Origin of the sequence: Psychroserpens algicola, assembly GCF_014526325.1 — a bacterium.
Classification (GTDB): domain Bacteria; phylum Bacteroidota; class Bacteroidia; order Flavobacteriales; family Flavobacteriaceae; genus Psychroserpens; species Psychroserpens algicola.
Genome location: NZ_JACNMJ010000001.1, coordinates 1,149,201 through 1,168,034 on the forward strand (window position 1 = coordinate 1,149,201; position 18,834 = coordinate 1,168,034).

Genomic DNA, 18,834 nt, shown 5'->3' on the forward strand with positions numbered 1-18,834 from the left:
TCTAATTTATGGCATCACCTCGTAACATTCTGAAACGTTTTCTTGCTTCAATAAAGTAAATACTGTCTTGATGATTAAAGATAATATTATCGTAAAGTTCTTTAGCTTTTTCGGGAAGACCTAATTCATTTTGGTAGAGTTCGGCTAAGTAGTACAAGGCGTCATCTGCCAGAATTTCGTCTCTGTAATTATCAATAATATATTGGTAACTGGCCACAGCTTTATCGATTTGTTTTGTCTTTTCAAATAACTTGGCTTGCAAAAACAAAGCCTGATCTTCAATGGTTTCGCCTTTATGCTCGGTTAGAATTTTATCTATAAGTGCTATGGCTTCATTATTTTTGTTTTGAAACGCCATTAAATCAGCTTTTGAATAGAGTTTTAATGCTGTTTGAAGTGAATCTTCATCTTTGTTATCAGAAATTAGCAGTTTTAATTCTAAAGCATCATTTGCAATAAGTTGTGATGTTGAAGATTTTAAGATTTTTAATTGCGATTCTGCCCACTCAAAATCCCCTTTATAGTAACTGGTTTTAGCAACTTTAAAACGTGCTTCTTGTGAAATGGTGCTGTTTTTTAAATTGGCTTGAATTTGTGTGTAATAAATTAAAGCTTCATTAAAACGCTCTTGAAATACGAGGATATCTCCTAATTTAAGTTTTACAGTTGCTTCCTGAAATGTTGATAAAGGAAGATCAAGGCTCTTTTTTAAAAATTCACTTCCTAATTTGGGTTGATGTTTGTGAAAGGCTAGGAAATTTCCGTAGGCAATTTGTAGTGCTATGGTTTGTTCATATAATCCATATCGATCAAATAGCGCTTGAAATTGTTTGTCTATAGCATCGAATTGTGATGTGTCGGCATCAGCAATTTCTATATCAAGCATATATTGATGAGCTGTTAATCTTGTATCGATATCCTGAGAGTTATCTAGAACAAATTCGAAAATTGAATTTGAAATCTCTTTTTCGTTTTCATTAACCGTTGTGAGTGCCAGATCTAAAATACGACTCAAACTCTCACGGGTTCTACGATATAAAGCTTTTTCTTGTGTAAATGCTTTGTTGTATTCTTTTTGCTGAATATATAACCAGCTTAGTAAATCATACCAATAAGGTTCAGGGTTTGATTGTAATTTTTTAAGGAGTAATGTTCTTAAAATAAGGTTGTTTTCATTCTCTTTATTTTCAGAAACGAAATCACTAAAAACGCGTTTGGCATTACTTTGAAAAGTAGGTTTTGCTTCAATATAATCGAGATAATTTGAAAAGAGTAATTCGATATTACCTTGTTCGCCATAGATGCGAGCCATTTGCATGTTAAAGTTAAGCTCAGGGTTGACTTCCATGCCTTTTTTATAAGCTTCCAGAGCTTGTTCTAAAAGGGAGTGATCTTCAAATTTTTTGGCAATTCCGTAGGTGTATGATGGTTTTTCTTCAACTTTTAAAATGGCCTCTTGATAGTACTTCTGCGCTTCATCCATATTCCCTTTTAACTGATAATTATAGCCTAGCTCTACCAGAAGTCCGGGATAATTGATTTCTTTCATGCGTTGTGTAATTACATCTTGTGCTTCATCATAACGTTCTAATTGTTGAAGTGTTTCTATAATTTTATAGATGTATTTCGAACTTTTTTTCTTCTCGTTAAGTTTTTGATAGGAAAGTAATGCTTTTTCAAATTCACCACGATTAAAATAATCTTCGGCCAATTGCTCGCTTTGCGAAAATATAAGTCCGCAACTAAAAAGTGTTATAATGATAACGAGGTGACGCATATCTGTTTTAGTTTATGTAAATATAACAAATGCAATTACGAGATATTGTGAATGTTTTTATAATTGTTTTGATAAACGGTAAAAAAAAATGCCTAAACGCAAGTTCAGGCATTACCAACAAAATAAATGTGCTATTAATCTATTCTTTTCAAAATGATTCAGTTATCCTGCTATGGCTTTTTTAAGGTCGTTTTAAATGTCTTCAAGGCTTAAAGGAAGACTTTGCTAGCTAGGACGATTAAGGTCACTAGTAATACTATACGTTTGATGTTTTTCATAATAAGTAGGTTGGTTCTTATTTGGAATACTAACATCACAAATAATAACTAAAAAACAAAAGAAAATGCTAAAAAATCGTTGAACAACGTTAAATTTTAGCATTTAAACGATTAAATATAGTATAATTCTTACAATTTAAATTTTATCAAATCCTGTATATGGAATAAGAACTTCAGGAATTTGTATACCATCTTCGGTTTGATAGTTTTCAATAATTCCAGCTAAAACTCTAGGTAAGGCCAGAGCGCTTCCGTTAAGTGTATGGCATAATTGAGTTTTACCATCTTCATTTTTGAAGCGTAGTTTCAAACGATTAGACTGAAAAGTTTCAAAATTAGAGACACTCGAAATTTCTAACCATCGATCTTGTGCCGTAGAGAAGACTTCAAAATCGTATGTTAATGCAGAAGTAAACCCTAAATCGCCACCACATAATCTTAAGATTCTATACGGTAATTTTAATTCTTGCAGAATGCCTTTGATATGGTTTACCATTTCGTCTAAAGCGTCATATGAACGATTAGGATGTTCGACGCGTAAAATCTCAACCTTATCAAATTGATGCAAACGGTTTAATCCTCTAACATGAGCACCATAGCTTCCAGCTTCTACACGAAAACAAGGTGTATACGTTGTGAGTGATTGCGGCAATTGAGAGAGGTTTAGTAACTCATCACGATAGATGTTAGTTGCAGGTACTTCTCCAGTAGGAATGAGATATAAGCTAGGTTCTACGTTTGTAGCATGATACATTTGTCCGTCTTTGTCGGGCAACTGACCAGTACCAAATCCAGAAGCTTCATTCACTAAATGCGGCACTTGCACTTCAGTATAACCTGCAGTAGTATTTTTATCTAAAAAATAAGCAATAAGGGCACGTTGTAACCTTGCACCTTTTCCTTTATATACAGGAAAACCTGCTCCTGTAATTTTATTACCTAATTCAAAATCGATAATATCGAGTTCTTTAACCAAATCCCAATGTGGTTTAGCATTTGCATGAAGCGTTGGAATGTCACCTGCTCTAAAGACCTCTTCATTATCTTCATCTGTATTTCCTGCTGGAACAGAAGGATGAGGTACATTAGGAATTTTATAGAGTACAGTATTTAAGGTGTCAACTTTTAAATTAAGTTGCTCCTCTAAAGCTTTAGAATCTTCTTTAAGCTGAGCCCCTTTATCTTTTAGAGAAGTTGCTTCAGCAGCTTTACCAGACTTGTAGAGTATGCCTATTTCTTTTGAAATGGAGTTAGACTCAGCAAGTGTATTATCAAGTTGTGTTTGGAGTTGTCTACGCTCTTCATCTAAAGTGATGACATCATCAATCATTTGAGATGCATCAATGTTTCGTTTTGCTAAGCGATTGATAACATCTTCTTTGTTTTCTCTAATAAATGCAACTTGTAACATGGTATTATTTAAATTTTTACATCAGACTTATGGTGCTGATGAGTATTTTTTGAAAGGCCAAATTTAAGGAATTGTCAGTTATTCTCGTCTCGATTTGAAGGTAAAATCCAATCGTGATGTTTAAAGTGATTCCATTCTTCATTGGCCAGGTCGACTTCCGGGTCAATAAGTTGCTTGCTGGGCTTTCCGTTTACACTGATATAAGCAGAAACATATACTTTGATATCTATTCCTTTTTCGGCATAAATTTGCTTTAAACGTTTTGCAAATTGCCACATAAAATCGGGTTTAGCACTTACAGCTCTTATTTGTTTTCTTGTAAGGTATTCGCTAAGTCGTATGTCTGTTACGTTATTAGTTGCTTTGTCAACCACTTTGAAACTGGTTTTTCCTCGTTTGGATCGCAACATCATTCGCCAGGACATGCGATGACCTTCTTCAGTCCATAAGACATCGTCTGCAATGACATGGTGACGTAAAGGCAATGCTATTTGAATAATAAAGTAGAGTACAAATACAACTTTAAACACTGAAGCGTAGCCAGGAACATTGATTTTATTATCAGTATATAGGGGTTTTTGTTTTAAAAATAGGCCTTTAATGACTTTTGGTTCAAAAAAGAAGACTGCAAATGCTAATGATAAATACGGAAATATGCCAACTTGAAAAACAATGGAGTTAAATAGATGGAAAAATATAGAAGCGAAAAAGGCAATTTTACGCGTACGTTTCCATAATAATAAAGGAATGATAAGACCGTCAAATAAAATACCGCCATAGGCAATAAGGTAATGCATAAATTTATGCTGAAGCAGATTTCCGATGAGCGCATAATGCTTTTTGGCTTTCATCAATAATTCAGGAACACTCAGGTCTAACCAGTCTGGGTACATTTTGGCTATAGAGGCATAACTGTATAAAATGAATAACTGGATAATAAATATCCAGCGACACCAATTAGGCATGGAAATGCTTTTTATTTTCGGGTTGAATTTTGCATCAAGAGAGGCATATCTATGAGCAGGTAAAATACACATGATTGCATTTAAAATCATTAAAAAATAATAATGATTATTGTATGAGGATTTTTGCATAAAATACGTGCCTGCCCACAACAATGTAAATCCGAGCATGCTCATTTTATACTTATATCCTAGCATAACGCCAATTCCAAATAATCCCATAATAACATAATAGACATACATCCATTGACCAGGAAGAGGCTGTAACCAATCAAAACCAATAAAGTTAAATGTAAATTGAGGTTCGATTAATGTTCGCCTGAGCCATCCAGTAAAGATTGCACCAACACTTTCTAGAAAAATTAAAGCACCAAAGAGGATTCTAAATACAATGAGAGCACTATTGTCGATATGTTTAAATAAGAATTTATTCATGGTGCGTTTTTATGTATGTTAGAGCATTAATTTTGTCGTTTTCAAGTTGTGACTGAAGTTGCTTTACAGATTCAAATTTTTGTTCATCACGTAAACGATGTAGGATTTCAATTTTTAATACAGCATTATAAAGATCTTTGTCAAAGTTGAAAAAATGAACTTCAATAGATCGTTTGGTTTCGTTAAATGTTGGATTAGTTCCAATATTCATCATACCAAAAACAGTGCGCTTATCGATGGTTGACTTGACAACATAAACACCGTGTTTAGGAATAAGTTTATAAGATTTTTCGATAGCGATGTTAGCCGTTGGAAACATGATGGTTTTTCCAAGTCCTTTACCTTTAATGACTTTACCTGTTAAAAAATAAGGGTATCCTAAATAGGTGTTTGTGGTTTTTATATCACCATGTTGAAGGGCTTGTCTGATTTTGGTAGAACTCACAGCAACATCAGCAATATCCTGAGCAGAAATTTCTTCGACAGTAAAGTTAAATACTTTGCCAAAAGATTTGAGGTCATCTATATTTGCGGTTCTGTCTTTTCCAAAGTGATGGTCATATCCAATGATTATATGTTTGGCATTGAGTTCATCAACAAGCACTTTTTTCACATAATCGTAGGCAGACAAATTAGCAAAGTCTTTAGTGAATTCTTTGATAACTAAATCATCTAAACCAAATTGAGATAAAATATCTTGCCGCTCTTCAATAGTGTGGAGTAATTGTAACTTAAAGTCGGGTTGTAAAACCATTCTGGGATGTGGGAAAAAAGTTAAAACCACAGATTTTAGGTGTTTTTCTAATCCGGTTTTGACTAATCGCTTAATAATTTTTTGGTGTCCGATATGAACACCATCAAAAGTTCCAATGGTTATAACAGAGCCATTTTTATATTTAGTATTGGGAGCGTTTAAATTCAATCCTTGTTTTTTTGGTAAAAATAACGATAAACCTATAATCCATAAAAAAAAGGTCAGTTTTAAGGTCATAATAAATTTTAAAGAAAACAATGCCCAATAAGTCTCAGTTTGAGGTGCTTATTTATTGTTAATGTTCTGTTTTTGTTAAAGAAAACCTAATAAAATCTCTAATTTTCATTAGATTTGGAAAAATTTTATACCTATTACAGTTTAATTTATTCGTTTATAATATGAAAAAGAACTTTACTTTTAAATCAATTTTCGCTGTGATTATGCTTGTTTGCGCTATGAGTAGCTATTCTCAAAATAGAACTTGTGGAATGGATGAGTATATGGAAGAGATGCTGAAAGATCCAGTATTAGCGAAGGAATACAAAGAAAATCAAAAGAAGTTTAAAGCAGAACTTACTAGACGTCAAAATGGCGATTTAAGTAAAAGAGGTGTAGGCACTATTGTAATTCCTGTTGCAGTACACTTTCCTTCTGGAAACGAAGCCGACAGAGCTTGTTTAGTTGCTCTTGCTCAAAGCCAGGTAGATGTTTTAAACGCTGATTATTCAGCAACTAATGCTGATATCTCTCAATGGGCTTCAGCGAGTGCATTTTATCCAGGGTTACAACCAGGATCTGCAAATATTCAATTTTGTTTGGCTGTATCTAACCATCCAGTTGATGGAAGCACAGGTATGATTGTTGACCCAGAGTTGCTTGAAGGCGAGCCTGCAGTTACAATAGGTTATAATTTTGCAAATGGATCTGGTTTCCCTGAGCAAGATTCAAACTGGATTGGATATATGAATTTTGTAGTAAAAAATATCGGCGGCCTTTTAGGATATTCTCCAGGAGGAGGTAGCCTTGCTAATGGTGGCGCAGTTGTTATGAATTTAGGTGCTTTTGGTACAGGTTCTGGATGTTTTGGGTCTGGTATTGTACCACAAGCTCCATTTAACTTAGGACGTACTGTAACGCATGAATTAGGACATTTTTATAGTTTAAATCATCCTTGGGGACCTGGAGGGCCTTCTTGTGCAGCAGATGATGGTTTTACTGATACACCTAACACAGGTCAGGAAACATATAACTGTCCATCTGCAGGATCTTTAACTGCATGCGTCCCTACGGAAAATATTTTATCGATGAATTATATGGATTATGTAAACGACGCCTGTATGTATATGTTTACGCCTCAGCAAATGGTAGCTGTAGATGCTTATGTAGCTAGTGTTATTGCCCCAGCAATCAAACCAGGTGTATGTGATCCAGTAGAGCCAACATTTATTATTGCTGCCAATGATAGTGAAGTGTATAGTTGTCCTGCGACAGATACTGAAGCGGTGTTTAATTTTTCTTATACCACTATACAAGATTTTGCAGAGAATACGACATTTTCAGCAACAGGTGAACCTGCAGGAACTACTGTGACATTTAATCCAACGTCACGAAGTGATGATGGTGATTTCACAATGACCATTAATAATTTATCTGGAAGTGCTTTAGGGGATTACGTTATTACAGTTACAGGAACTTCAAATACAGTAACAAAATCAATAGATGTATTACTATCTAATAACTGTGTTGAATGTAACACATATACAGCGACTGATACGCCTATAGCAATTTCAGCCTCTGGAACACCTACGATTACTTCGACAATTACTGTTGTGCCTGATGCACCAATATTAGATGTAAATGTAACGATTGATATTACGCATACTTGGGTCAACGATTTAGATATAACTTTAACTAGTCCAAACGGAACAGTTGTAGAATTAACCTCTGATAATGGTGCTGCTGGTGCTGACGACTATACCAATACGGTTTTTGATCAGGAAGCTGCAACTCCAATCACAAGTGGGACAGCTCCTTTTACAGGTTCATTTATTCCTGAAGGAGACTTATCACTGATTTATGGTGAAATGTCTGCAGGTGATTGGGTTTTAACTGTTTTTGATGATGCTAATCAGGATGGTGGTTCATTGATGAATTTTGAGTTGGAAATATGTACGGAACAAGAGTTAAGTGTTTCTGATTTTTCAAGCGATGAGTTCTCAATATTCCCTAATCCAAATAAGGGAGAATTTACAATTTTACTAAACTCGTCTTCTACCGAAGATATTAATATTGATGTATTTGATATTAGAGGACGACAAATTTTTTCTAATAGCTATGTAAACACTTCTGAATTTAGAGAAGTAGTGAATTTAAATAGCGTACAATCTGGAATGTATCTAGTTACTGTTAGTGATGGATTAAAGAAAACTACCAGAAAAATTATTGTCGAATAGTGTTATGACTTAATTCGAAGATAAAAAAAGAGAGGCAATTGCCTCTCTTTTTTATTTTCCATTAAATGAGTTCATGGTATTGTTTACACCTGCTGTGCCAAATGATTTTATAAGCTCAATAGATTTATCCAATCGTTCGGGTAATTTTTCTGACTCAAGCTCTGTCCATTCACCCAAAACGTAGTCTACTTGTCTGCCTTTACTAAATTGGTCGCTAATACCAAATCTAAATCGGTTATACTTAGTAGTTTGTAGTTTGTCTTGAATATCCTTTAAGCCATTATGACCACCATCGCTACCTTTGCTTTTTAATCTGATATTTCCGAAGGGAAGATTGAGATCATCTGTAATGATGAGTAAGTTTTCTAAAGGGATTTTTTCTTTTGTTAACCAGTAGAGTACAGCTTTGCCACTCAAATTCATATAGGTGCTCGGTTTTAAAAGTATAAAAGTTCGTCCTTTAAATCTATAGGTGGAAACATCTCCAAGTTTAAGTGTTTCAAATTTTAAATCTTCTTTTTCAGCTAAAGCATCTAAAACTTTAAAGCCAATATTATGTCTGGTATTGGCATATTTTTCACCAATATTCCCAAGTCCGACGATAAGAAATTTTTTCATAGGATTTTCATGCGCAATAGGATGAGGTGTTGCGTTCCAATTAAACAGGTTACATATAAACGTCCAGATAGCAGAATGTATTAATAATTTATGTATTCAAAAATAAAAAAGCATTCTAAATAAATAGAATGCTTTTGTATTTAAAAGAATGTAAGTGATTTATTCCTGAGTTTCAGACCCTTCTGCCGCAGGAGCATCTCCTCCATCAGTTGCAGTAGTTTCTGCTCCTTCTTCTAATTCATCTTCATCTTCATCTTCATCATCAACAATAGCAGTTCTAGCAGTTTTAATTTGTACTACAACTGTATTATCTGTATGAAGTAATTTATAGCCTTCACCTTCTAAGGCTGTTACATAAAGTTTTCCACCGATTTTAAGAGGCGTAATATCTGCTTCTAAGAAATCTGGTAAGTTTTTAGGTAAAGCTTTAACTCTTAATTTACGTCTGTTTCTACGAAGAACACCACCATTAAGAACACCTCTAGAAGTACCAATGATATGTACAGGAATGTCCATAGCAATTTCTTTGTCTTCAAATAAACGGTAGAAATCTATGTGTAAGATTCTATCGGTTACAGGGTGAAACTGGATGTCTTGTAAAACAGCATCGTAAGTGTCTCCATTGTCTAAGGCAATCACAACTGTATGCGCATTAGGCGTGTATACAAGTTTTGAGAAAGCCAATTCTGGTGCAGAGAAATGCACGTTTTGGTCTCCTCCGTATAATACGCAAGGAACCTGACCAGCATTACGTAAGGCCTTTGTTGACTTTTTGCCCACGCTTTCTCTTTGAGATCCATTGATTGTAATTGATTTCATTGTTTGTGTTTATATTAATATTAAATTACATTAAAAATTTAGAACTAATTGACTTGTTGTAATGCACATTATGCATGACTTCGGCAAATAAATTAGCACAACTTAAAACTCTTATCTTTTCACTTTTTTGTTTAAGAGGAATAGAATCAGTCACTATTAATTCCTGAAGTTTAGAGTTCTCAAGTTTCTTATAAGCATCTCCAGATAAGATAGGATGCGTACAAATAGCTCTCACACTAAGTGCTCCTTTTTCTATCATTAAATCTGCAGCTTTCGTTAAAGTTCCCGCTGTGTCAACCATATCATCAACAAGCACCACATTTTTCCCCGTAACATCACCAATTAATTCCATATGAGAAATTACATTAGCTTTTGCACGTTGTTTGTAACAAATAACAACATCGCTTTCTAATGCCTTAGAATAGGCATAAGCTCTTTTTGATCCACCCATATCAGGTGATGCAATCGTTAAGTTGTCTAGTGCTAAAGATTTTAAATAAGGTAAAAAGATGGTTGATGCAAATAAGTGATCTACAGGTTTTTCAAAGAACCCTTGAATCTGATCGGCATGCAAATCCATTGTAATGATACGTGTAGCACCTGCAGCTTCTAGCATTTTAGCTACTAATTTTGCAGCAATGGGCACTCTGGGCTTGTCTTTACGATCTTGTCTTGCCCAACCAAAATATGGAAGTACAGCTGTAATATGTCTTGCCGATGCACGTTTTGCAGCATCAATCATTAACAACATTTCCATTAAATTTTCTGGACCAGGATGCGTTGAGCCAATAATAAAAATTCGTGTACCTCTTATAGATTCTTCATAAGACGGTTGGAATTCTCCATCACTATAAGTTGAGGTAATTACATTACCTAACGGCGCACCAAAAGTCACTGCTATTTTCTCAGCAAGTTCTTTACTTTGTCCGCATGCAAAAATTTTTGCTTCTGTAGCTCCGCTTGGCATTGGTAATAAATTATTTGTGTTTACTAAACACGCTTTATTTTAACGAGGTGCAAATTTAGGAATTTATTTGGACTGAAAAAGCATAAAACCTACTATTTTTAATTGATTCTAATAAATTATTTTATAATTTTGCAGTCCGAAATTGCTCAAGTGGCGGAATTGGTAGACGCGCTGGATTCAAAATCCAGTTTCTTCGGAAGTGTGGGTTCGATTCCCACCTTGAGTACTTCATGGGACAAATCAGATTTATTTGATTTGTCCCTTTTTTTATTCCCTTTCAAACCTTTGTTAATAATAGAAATCTTTAAAAGTATAGGATTGACATCTTCGGTTCGAACCTCATGATTCACAAATTGGAATTTTTCGGGGAAGATTGAACCCAAGAGTTTTCTTTTGAGATCTATATCGCTATTAATGAATTGATTATCAAAATTTTCAAGTTTCTCTAAGCCATTTTTATAAATAGATAAAACCTTATTTGACTTATTCAAATTTTCCTGCTTTTCTTTGAGTTGGTTGAGTTTCTTTGAATAACGCTCTTTAGCATTTCGGTATTCTGTATTATCAAATTCACCATCTAAATAAAGATCTTGTAACTTAATTAACTTTTGCTCTAATGAATCTACTTCCTGATAATGCTTAGGACTAAGCCTACTCGATTTAGTTTGTTCCTTAAATCGTTTTTCTATCATTTTAAATAATAATTTTCGAGCATTAGTATTCAATGAAATACCTCCAAGAAAATTATTGAACCAATTTTCAACATCTTCGGCTTTATATCTTGTATTGCATGGTTTTGCACAGTGATAATAAGAATAGTATTGATTGCGACCTTTTGAACTACTTGCTTTCAGTGGCTTATGGCAACTCGGACATAAAACGAAATCTTTTAAAGGGAATTTTTCGTTCACTTTTTTATGAGCGACTTTATATTGTTTTTTACCACCATCAATATGATATTGAACCATATTAAATATGGTTTTTGAAATCAAAGGTTCGTGAATACCTTTAATAACCTGTTCAGGCTCATCTTTAAAAGCTTTTAAGTGAATATCGCCATGATATATAGGATTTCTGATAATTCTTCCAAATGCGGATTTACTAGTATTGAACCCTTTGTCTTTCAATCTTTGAAGTACTTCTCTCTGGGAATATATGCCCTTGCTTAGTAGCTCAAAACCTTCTTTAATAAAGATAGCATCATTGTTAGGAATTAATATAGGCTTGCTTTGGTCATCTCGACCCATATCGTAGCCTTTAGGAGGGGAAACCACATAGCGACCTTCTTTGAAGGCACGTCGCATACCAGCTATCACATTTAAAGAACGTCTATGATTTTCAACCTCTGGCATAGATAGATATACGGCTAACATCAAACCTTGCTCTGGGATCGATAGGTCCAATGGTTGTTCAATGGCGTTTACAATAATCCCTAGTTCGTTAAATTCCTTAATCTTATTATAAGATTCAGTAGTGTTTCTTGAAAAACGATCCCATTTGGTGAATAGAATTTGGTCAGCTTTGAGCTTGTTAGCTTTTAAATATTGAATGAGTTTTTTAATCTCAGGTCTATTGAATGTTTTGGCTGAATGGTCTTCTCTAAAAATTGAAAGTACATTCAGGTTATTGGTATTGCAATAGTTCAATAGTTTCTGTTCTTGATCTCTCAAAGAAAACCCTTTATCAGCTTGTTCATCTGTTGAGACTCTTACATAAAGAATTGCGTTTTTCATAAGACTATCTATTTTGTGTCATATTATGATAAATGATATCAGTAAACACCTCTAATACTTCTAAAACTTGAATGACTTCGAGGTCTGTATATGGTTCTGGATTATTATCGTTTAGTATTTGTTTTGCTTCTAAATGAAAACTTGATTTCTGGTCCATCTCTGTTCGGGATAAAACCAGGCTGTGTTTTCAGGGACTGATTGAGTGCTACATTTATATTCATTTCTTTATTTGGTAATTAAAGTTAATTTGTAATTGTCTTGGGATCTGACATCTATTAATAGTTTTGTACCCTTTGGTATTTTATTTTTCAAGAAAAAGTCTGCTATTTCGTCCTGCTTAATATGCTTTTCGGTAATAACTCTTGGCTTGATATGATTGTCATCAAAAGCAATCTCTACAATTTTTGGGCGTTTAAAAATGACAATATCTCTTATCTGATTTTCAATATCTGAGAGATACTTAAGATTTTTTTCTGGAGAGTTTAAATCAAAACTAACAACTTTAGATAGTTTACCTAAAATGGGAATACAAATAATTGAATCGTTTGAATATAAGCTGTTTAGCTTTACTAAGATCTCATTATTATTTTGTAAAAAATGATGTTCACCAGTATTTGGGATATAGATTATAGAGTGTGGCTCTTTACTATTCATGAGGCAAGACTTTAGCATATCTGTAAAAGGGTTTAATTCTTTTCTCAAAGTATCCATTAAGATATCATCTGAAAGCTGACTTTCTAAAACCGCTTTAGCAGAAGTTGATAATCCACTTCTTTTTGATTTTAAGTTTTTCTTTATAACATCATCAGCATATTTATCTTCTTTTGGCTGAAACCAAACATCTTTTGATAATATAGCTAACCTTTTAGAGTCTATTCCTATATCTGATAATTCTTTGATAATAGCCATCCAAATAGCTTGAGGGATATTCATTTTACCATGTTTTTGATCATCAAAGTAAGGTAGTATATGTTTGCTTTTCCAATACGTTACTTGTCTTGAAGCGATGTTTAAATGCTTAGGGAGTATATATTTTTTATAGAGTAGTTCCCCAAATCGAACATAGGATTCGTCATTCATAAATTGTAAATTTACACAAATGTAAATATTATATATCAAAAATGACTGTATTGTAAATATAAATTTTTAATTTTACATTAATTATTTAAAGTCAGATGAAAACAGATATTGAAAAACGGATATGTCCATATAGCGGCGTTGAGTTTGCTCCCAAGCGAACGAATCAAGTTTTTGCTAATGATAGATATAGAATTGCTTATCACAATCAAAAAAACAATTCAAAACGAAAACGTTTAGCATCCATAAATAAACCCTTATTAAAGAACTATGATATTCTTAATCAAATTCTTGGTGATGAACAAGAAAAGATAGTTCACAAAGAATATTTGAGAGGAGCAGGTTTTTCATTTTCTGTTTTTACTCATTTACATAACGACCCAAATAAAGATAAATACTATTATGCGATTTATGACTTTTATTATATCAATTTGGACGAGAACTACTATAAAATTATAAAAAATGGTTGATATAGATTTACATAATATTCAAATTTTGACTTCTCAAGATATTGATTTGGTACAAGTGTCTCATGTTAAAGAGATAGAATCACAGAATGTGTATTTGAAATATGGATTGATTGCTAGCGGTGTTTTTGTTTGTGGAATTTTATTGTACTTATATTATCATAAAATCACTGATAAATCAACAGAAACTAAAAACTAAAGTGAGCTAATAACATAACTCGCTTTTGTTTTTTGAGTAGAGAGTTTTCTTTTGATTAAAGGTCTTTATATTTGTCTAATGAAACGAGATAATAGAGAGATACAAAAAGATGCAGATGATCTTCTAAAAGGGCAATTAAGAAAGCTTTTCAAAGAGAATAATTTAAAACTAGGTGAGAATCCGTCAACTGAAGGAGAAGAGAAAGGTATTGACTTTTTCTTTGAGGTATTTAGTAGAACAACTGATTCACATGAATTTCTACTTTTAAATCAAAATAAGGGAACTGACACAGAAGTATCACCAATCACAAAAAAAGGACATCCCGAAATTAATAAAATTTCGTTTCAACTTGAAGTTCGACACGCTAAATACTTTTATTTTGAACTTAATGAGCCTCTTATCTTTACTCTTTGTGATATAAATAAAGGCTTGGTTTATTGGTATTCAATACAGCTTGATAACCTAATTCCTGAAAGAATTGAAAAACAAGTCAAAGAAGAAAAAGAGACACTTCAGATATACATATCGCCAGAAAACATTTTAAATTCTAAAAACTTCTCTTTATTTCTGAAAGACATTAGTTACTCTAAAGGAAGTCAAATTAGAAAACATAAGGAAAAGTTCAACTTTAAAGCAGATTACAATTGGATAAAAACTAAAACAGAAGGCCTACACATTATTGATAGTGTATACGAAACTCTTCAGCTTTTTCAATTACCTGTTATTCCTACTAGTATTATAAGAAGAATTCCAACAATTAGTGGTTCTTATTACAAAAGTTATATTAATGATTCTACTTTTAAAACAGATAATGAAGATTTTTTTAATTTAATTTATGAAATAAAATTAGTCAAAGATGAACTAAGATTTAGTGAAGGAAGTCTTGTAGAGAATCAAGAAGAAAAACTAAAAGCTATAATAGACTTTTTTAAATTAAATACTATTTATCATTTAGAATGGAACGGGAAAAAACGTAAGGAAAGAATATGCGTTCATTACCTTTTTACATATGGTGATTGTAATTGTGAACGTTGTAATTATGATAGATTAAATTTCGCTGAAGCAAAATCTATACTTGAAAATACTATAGAAGATAGAGATAATTTAGAAAGACTAAGGGAGGGTTATACTTATTATCTTCTTGGAGATCTTAAAAAATCTATAAACATCTTTAAGAAATTAAATAATGATTCTCATAAAGAGAATAACCCAATTATTTACACTGTTACTAAATACAACTTAATCCATTTAAAGAGGTTCTTGAAATATAATTATTCTGGTAGTGATAGTGATGATATCGAAAAAGAGCTTGATGGAGTGAATTTTGAACTTGATGAGTTATTTGTATCTAATTATGCACCTCATTTCTTAGAGTTTTTTAATCAATTTAAGAATGATGCATATTTCGATAATTCATTTAGAAAAGTTGACAACCTTTTAACCGAAATTCAAAAAATCTCTTTTCAAGATAAACTGGGAGGTCGTTTTTCCAATTCTAAAGTTTCAGAATTAAAAGTAGGTTTTTTAAGGGCCTTGTGTTTTTTAGAATTTAATTATGTTATATTTAATAGCTTTCATGAGTATAAGATTTTAGCTAATAAGGTGTTAGAAGGCTTTATTGCCTTGTACACATTAAAAAATCCTGCATCTTCAAATTACAAAGAATTCGACATAATAATTATGATTATGTGGCTATTCCATGCAGATTTTAAGCAAACAAATCACTTACTACATAAATACCAACTCAAAAGTCTCAATGTTGTTAAAGAAGACAATTTCTATATTAAATTTAGTAAATATACTAACAACATAGTTCAATCAAGCGAACATATAAAAAACGCAATAACTGAAAAGAATTACTTGTTTACAGATAAGGTAGAACTTATAACATCTAACATGATTCTAATACTATCCAGAGTAGAATTAAATTCAAAAAACATAAATAGTTTAATTGAAACTTTACTAGATTTTATTGAAACAATGGATAGCAGAAGTTTCTTAAATGATGATGCTATTTATCAATTAGTGAATTTTCAGAGAGATATAAATAAGGAAAATGTGAGTAGAATAATATCACTACTTAAAACACACGATTACATTTATTCATCAGCATTTTCTTCGAGCATTAGATTATTCTCAGAAATAGGCACTGAAGAAGAGGTTGGAAACCTATTGATAGAGTTTGTAGGGACATCAGATTTTAGCAAGGATGAATTATTGAAAGATGATGATACTGCCCAAGCAATAGGATTAATAATTGACAATTTAGATAGTGGTACTCAAAAAAACATTAGAAAAATTATTAAAGAGGAACTAAAATTAATTTTTAACCCAGATTTCTTCTATTTATATACAATTTATGAAGTTATAGATTTTGATAGTGAATTATTTAATAAGTTTATAGAGAATGTTCCTGACGACACTAAAAAGGACGAAAGAATAAAATCATTTATTGGGGACTCATGGTATTATAATTACAGACTTGATCAAGTCATAAACTTAATGTATCATTTTGACATGCCCTTTGATAAAAAGTTAAGAAAGCTCTCAAAAAAAACTAATTCTAAAAATTATTATGATTGGCTAATGAACTTAGAGGGATATGATTACACAAACTTTGATGTTTACTGGATCTTAAAACATAAAACGGATTCCTATTTTAAGGCTTTTAATAAATCAAAAAAAATGAAAAAAATTATTCAAAAATCTTTAAAAGAAAACTACATTGAAGGTGTGGCAAAAATTTATTTTAATATGCTAGCATAAGCAATTCTATATTTAACAAATTTATCTCAATCATTCTATTCTTAATTAGATTACTAGTTTTCAATACACTTTAATTCAAGTTAATGCATTTAGAAAACGTTTTAAAATGTTTTGAATTAGTATTAAAATAGTAAAAGCGCCTATTACTATTCATTTGATTGTTAGTTTTATTAGTAGTTTGTTGTAAATTAGACTTATATGTTTGAAAATCAACAAAAAGGGCAATACAATATAGACTTTGGAAAGGAAAGAATTAAACCACTTGAAAATTGGCCAAAACAAGAACATTTTCCACTTAATTTAAAAGAGTATAGCAGGAATGTCCAAAAGGTTATTCAAGAAGATATTGTTGCTCACGTTGCAAGTAGGCACTACAAAAGCCAACCTTTTCCTTTAACGTGGCGAGTTTTAATGAAACAAGAAGTCTCAACAAAAGAATAGAATAATGTCAAATCCAATAAAGCAACATTATATACCACGTTCATATTTAAAGAACTTTGCAGTTGAAGGAAGAAAAAGAAATCATTTTGTCGATGTTTATAAAATGGACAATGATATGCTTTTAGAGCAAATAAGCACAAAAGATATTTGTTTTGAAAAAAACATTTATACAATTCCTGCTGAATCAGATGAAGTAAAATACGCCTTAGAAAAACATTATGCTGAAAATGTTGATAGCGAGTTTCCAAAAATATATAAATTACTTGTTGATGAAAAGGTATTGACAGTTAGTCAAGAGCAAAAAATTCAAATACTATATGTATGTCTATCATTATATTTTCGTACACCAAGAATTTTAAATCTTCAAAAAGGTATGAATAAACAAATCTTTGATAGGGCAGTTCATACAGCAAATGAACATGGTTTGATAAAAATGAATTTATTTGGAGAGAAAATGAAATTTCATATTGATGAAATAGAGGAGGTTAAAAAACAGTACGATGAACGTTCAAGAACTGCCTTCTTAGTTAACCACCTTGAACAATGGGGAAACTTTGTTAAATACAAATACGATTGTACAATAAATGTAATTAAAATAGAAGATTCAAATGCGCCAATAATTACTTGCGATAATCCAGTTTCAATTAGGCATTTTGAAACTAATAAATTTCAAGGTTTATATGATCCCAAAGCAGTTATTACTTTACCCTTGGATCGTACACATTATTTAGAGATTCATCCTAATGATTACGCAGATGGACAAACGAGAATTAATAGACTTACTCAAGACAGAGACTATGTATTTACAACAAATGGCGTTACACAACAGAATGCTGAAAACTTATTAGTAGCATACAAAGGAGATATTGATAAACATTTTGATATTCAAAACCATTATGAAAACCCAGACAATGGAGAAGAGTTTTTGAAAAAAGCTAAATACAGGGCAGAGCAAGCCCTCGTTTTATTTGATGTTTTAAAGAAAAAAGGGTTTGTTTCAAAAGAGTTTATAGGTAAACTTAAAGAACTTTTAGAACATCCATATTGTAAAGACGATATCCAAATGTTGAAGTACAAAAAGGTGCTATCAAAAATGGGTAAGTGGTAAATTGGTTATTTGTTTTTTGCAGTTTTATATCTAAACTTCTGTTAAACAAAATTTAGGAGTTGTTAAAATTTTATACCTTTGTACTCAATATGAAACAAGTATTCCATAAAGCAATGTCTTTGGCAATGGCTTTTGTAGTGTTACTCTCTACAATGTCATTTACGCTCAATATGCATTATTGTGGAGATACTTTGGTAGAAACTGCTATGTTCCATAAAGCTGAAGGATGCGGAATGGAAATGGATAATCCTTCAACTGAAGGTTGTTCTATTACAAAAAAGAATTGTTGTAATGATGAACAATTGGTAGTTGATGGTCAAGACGAACTACAATTACAAGTTGACAAAATTTCTTTTGAACAACAAGTATTCATCGCTTCATTTGTTTATACCTATATTAACCTTTTTGAAGGTTTAGATAACAATGTATCTTCTTTTGAAGAATACGAACCACCACTCGTCATAAAGGAAATCTTCAAGATTGACGAGACTTATTTAATTTGATTTTTAAACAATAGATTGTTTTATCCTATGATTTTATAATATCATAAGGATAATTTGCTGTATTCG

The 18,834-nt window shown here is 32.0% G+C and carries 16 protein-coding genes, 1 tRNA gene and 1 pseudogene; 8 read left to right on the forward strand and 10 right to left on the reverse strand.

Annotation, left to right across the window (positions count from 1 at the left end; genetic code table 11):
- Nucleotide 1: 1 nt before the first annotated feature.
- The 4 genes from H7350_RS04845 to H7350_RS04860 form a co-directional block, all read right to left on the reverse strand.
- The gene (locus H7350_RS04845) at nt 2–1,777 is read right to left on the reverse strand and encodes a tetratricopeptide repeat protein (protein ID WP_204344732.1); all 1,776 of its coding nucleotides are present in this window, start codon (nt 1,775–1,777) and stop codon (nt 2–4) included.
- A 414-nt stretch (nt 1,778–2,191) separates the two neighbouring features.
- On the reverse strand, nt 2,192–3,466 hold the full coding sequence (gene serS, locus H7350_RS04850) for a serine--tRNA ligase (protein WP_204344733.1): 1,275 nt from the start codon (nt 3,464–3,466) through the stop codon (nt 2,192–2,194).
- A 74-nt stretch (nt 3,467–3,540) separates the two neighbouring features.
- Entirely contained in the window at nt 3,541–4,863 is a 1,323-nt protein-coding gene (locus H7350_RS04855) for an HTTM domain-containing protein (protein WP_204344734.1), read from the reverse strand.
- Entirely contained in the window at nt 4,856–5,854 is a 999-nt protein-coding gene (locus tag H7350_RS04860; protein WP_204344735.1) for a bifunctional riboflavin kinase/FAD synthetase, read from the reverse strand. Before H7350_RS04860 ends, H7350_RS04855 begins: the two co-directional genes overlap by 8 nt.
- Nucleotides 5,855–6,015: 161 nt before the next feature.
- Between H7350_RS04860 and H7350_RS04865 the strand changes: the two genes are divergently transcribed.
- On the forward strand, nt 6,016–8,070 hold the full coding sequence (locus H7350_RS04865) for a T9SS type A sorting domain-containing protein (protein WP_204344736.1): 2,055 nt from the start codon (nt 6,016–6,018) through the stop codon (nt 8,068–8,070).
- Nucleotides 8,071–8,121: 51 nt separating this feature from the next.
- Here H7350_RS04865 and pth read toward each other — a convergent pair whose 3' ends face one another.
- The 3 genes from pth to H7350_RS04880 form a co-directional block, all read right to left on the reverse strand.
- On the reverse strand, nt 8,122–8,688 hold the full coding sequence (gene pth, locus H7350_RS04870) for an aminoacyl-tRNA hydrolase (RefSeq protein ID WP_204344737.1): 567 nt from the start codon (nt 8,686–8,688) through the stop codon (nt 8,122–8,124).
- Between the two features lie 159 nt (nt 8,689–8,847).
- Nucleotides 8,848–9,507, reverse strand: coding sequence for a 50S ribosomal protein L25/general stress protein Ctc (locus tag H7350_RS04875; protein WP_204344738.1), 660 nt, complete (start codon nt 9,505–9,507; stop codon nt 8,848–8,850).
- 25 nt (nt 9,508–9,532) lie between these two features.
- Nucleotides 9,533–10,474 carry a ribose-phosphate pyrophosphokinase gene (locus H7350_RS04880; protein ID WP_204344739.1) on the reverse strand — a complete coding sequence of 314 codons (942 nt, stop codon included), beginning with the start codon at nt 10,472–10,474 and terminating at the stop codon, nt 9,533–9,535.
- Nucleotides 10,475–10,618: 144 nt separating this feature from the next.
- Between H7350_RS04880 and H7350_RS04885 the strand changes: the two genes are divergently transcribed.
- Nucleotides 10,619–10,700: transfer RNA gene (locus H7350_RS04885), tRNA-Leu, on the forward strand.
- A gap of 733 nt (nt 10,701–11,433) precedes the next feature.
- On the opposite strand, the pseudogene H7350_RS17160 reads toward H7350_RS04885, so the two are convergent.
- From H7350_RS17160 to H7350_RS04900, 3 genes and pseudogenes are all read right to left on the reverse strand, one after another.
- Nucleotides 11,434–12,207: pseudogene (locus tag H7350_RS17160) on the reverse strand (recombinase family protein); the annotation flags it as partial.
- Between the two features lie 4 nt (nt 12,208–12,211).
- Nucleotides 12,212–12,364 carry a hypothetical protein gene (locus H7350_RS04895; RefSeq protein WP_204344740.1) on the reverse strand — a complete coding sequence of 51 codons (153 nt, stop codon included), beginning with the start codon at nt 12,362–12,364 and terminating at the stop codon, nt 12,212–12,214.
- Nucleotides 12,365–12,432: 68 nt separating this feature from the next.
- The gene (locus H7350_RS04900; RefSeq protein WP_204344741.1) at nt 12,433–13,287 is read right to left on the reverse strand and encodes a hypothetical protein; all 855 of its coding nucleotides are present in this window, start codon (nt 13,285–13,287) and stop codon (nt 12,433–12,435) included.
- Nucleotides 13,288–13,382: 95 nt separating this feature from the next.
- Between H7350_RS04900 and H7350_RS04905 the strand changes: the two genes are divergently transcribed.
- From H7350_RS04905 to H7350_RS04930, 6 genes are all read left to right on the forward strand, one after another.
- A complete protein-coding gene (locus H7350_RS04905) occupies nt 13,383–13,754 on the forward strand; it encodes a hypothetical protein (RefSeq protein ID WP_204344742.1) in 372 nt (123 codons plus the stop codon).
- A complete protein-coding gene (locus tag H7350_RS04910; RefSeq protein ID WP_204344743.1) occupies nt 13,747–13,950 on the forward strand; it encodes a hypothetical protein in 204 nt (67 codons plus the stop codon). Before H7350_RS04905 ends, H7350_RS04910 begins: the two co-directional genes overlap by 8 nt.
- A 78-nt stretch (nt 13,951–14,028) precedes the next feature.
- Nucleotides 14,029–16,716 carry a DUF4365 domain-containing protein gene (locus H7350_RS04915; RefSeq protein WP_204344744.1) on the forward strand — a complete coding sequence of 896 codons (2,688 nt, stop codon included), beginning with the start codon at nt 14,029–14,031 and terminating at the stop codon, nt 16,714–16,716.
- 198 nt (nt 16,717–16,914) lie between these two features.
- A complete protein-coding gene (locus H7350_RS04920) occupies nt 16,915–17,157 on the forward strand; it encodes a hypothetical protein (RefSeq protein ID WP_204344745.1) in 243 nt (80 codons plus the stop codon).
- A 4-nt stretch (nt 17,158–17,161) separates the two neighbouring features.
- Nucleotides 17,162–18,265: a DUF4238 domain-containing protein gene (locus H7350_RS04925; protein WP_204344746.1), complete on the forward strand. Its 1,104-nt coding sequence runs from the start codon at nt 17,162–17,164 to the stop codon at nt 18,263–18,265.
- An 89-nt stretch (nt 18,266–18,354) separates the two neighbouring features.
- Nucleotides 18,355–18,768: an HYC_CC_PP family protein gene (locus H7350_RS04930; protein ID WP_204344747.1), complete on the forward strand. Its 414-nt coding sequence runs from the start codon at nt 18,355–18,357 to the stop codon at nt 18,766–18,768.
- Nucleotides 18,769–18,834 lie beyond the last annotated feature (66 nt).

Excerpts from the sequence above, each read along its gene's own strand:
- H7350_RS04905 (WP_204344742.1), top strand. The coding sequence starts at position 13,383 with ATGAAAACAGATATTGAAAAACGGATATGTCCATATAGCGGCGTTGAG.
- H7350_RS04930 (WP_204344747.1), top strand. The coding sequence starts at position 18,355 with ATGAAACAAGTATTCCATAAAGCAATGTCTTTGGCAATGGCTTTTGTA.
- H7350_RS04900 (WP_204344741.1), bottom strand. The coding sequence starts at position 13,287 with ATGAATGACGAATCCTATGTTCGATTTGGGGAACTACTCTATAAAAAA.
- H7350_RS04920 (WP_204344745.1), top strand. The coding sequence starts at position 16,915 with ATGTTTGAAAATCAACAAAAAGGGCAATACAATATAGACTTTGGAAAG.
- H7350_RS04855 (WP_204344734.1), bottom strand. The coding sequence starts at position 4,863 with ATGAATAAATTCTTATTTAAACATATCGACAATAGTGCTCTCATTGTA.
- H7350_RS04915 (WP_204344744.1), top strand. The coding sequence starts at position 14,029 with ATGAAACGAGATAATAGAGAGATACAAAAAGATGCAGATGATCTTCTA.
- H7350_RS04910 (WP_204344743.1), top strand. The coding sequence starts at position 13,747 with ATGGTTGATATAGATTTACATAATATTCAAATTTTGACTTCTCAAGAT.
- H7350_RS04875 (WP_204344738.1), bottom strand. The coding sequence starts at position 9,507 with ATGAAATCAATTACAATCAATGGATCTCAAAGAGAAAGCGTGGGCAAA.
- H7350_RS04860 (WP_204344735.1), bottom strand. The coding sequence starts at position 5,854 with ATGACCTTAAAACTGACCTTTTTTTTATGGATTATAGGTTTATCGTTA.
- H7350_RS04865 (WP_204344736.1), top strand. The coding sequence starts at position 6,016 with ATGAAAAAGAACTTTACTTTTAAATCAATTTTCGCTGTGATTATGCTT.
- H7350_RS04845 (WP_204344732.1), bottom strand. The coding sequence starts at position 1,777 with ATGCGTCACCTCGTTATCATTATAACACTTTTTAGTTGCGGACTTATA.
- serS (WP_204344733.1), bottom strand. The coding sequence starts at position 3,466 with ATGTTACAAGTTGCATTTATTAGAGAAAACAAAGAAGATGTTATCAAT.
- H7350_RS04925 (WP_204344746.1), top strand. The coding sequence starts at position 17,162 with ATGTCAAATCCAATAAAGCAACATTATATACCACGTTCATATTTAAAG.
- pth (WP_204344737.1), bottom strand. The coding sequence starts at position 8,688 with ATGAAAAAATTTCTTATCGTCGGACTTGGGAATATTGGTGAAAAATAT.
- H7350_RS04895 (WP_204344740.1), bottom strand. The coding sequence starts at position 12,364 with ATGGACCAGAAATCAAGTTTTCATTTAGAAGCAAAACAAATACTAAAC.
- H7350_RS04880 (WP_204344739.1), bottom strand. The coding sequence starts at position 10,474 with ATGCCAAGCGGAGCTACAGAAGCAAAAATTTTTGCATGCGGACAAAGT.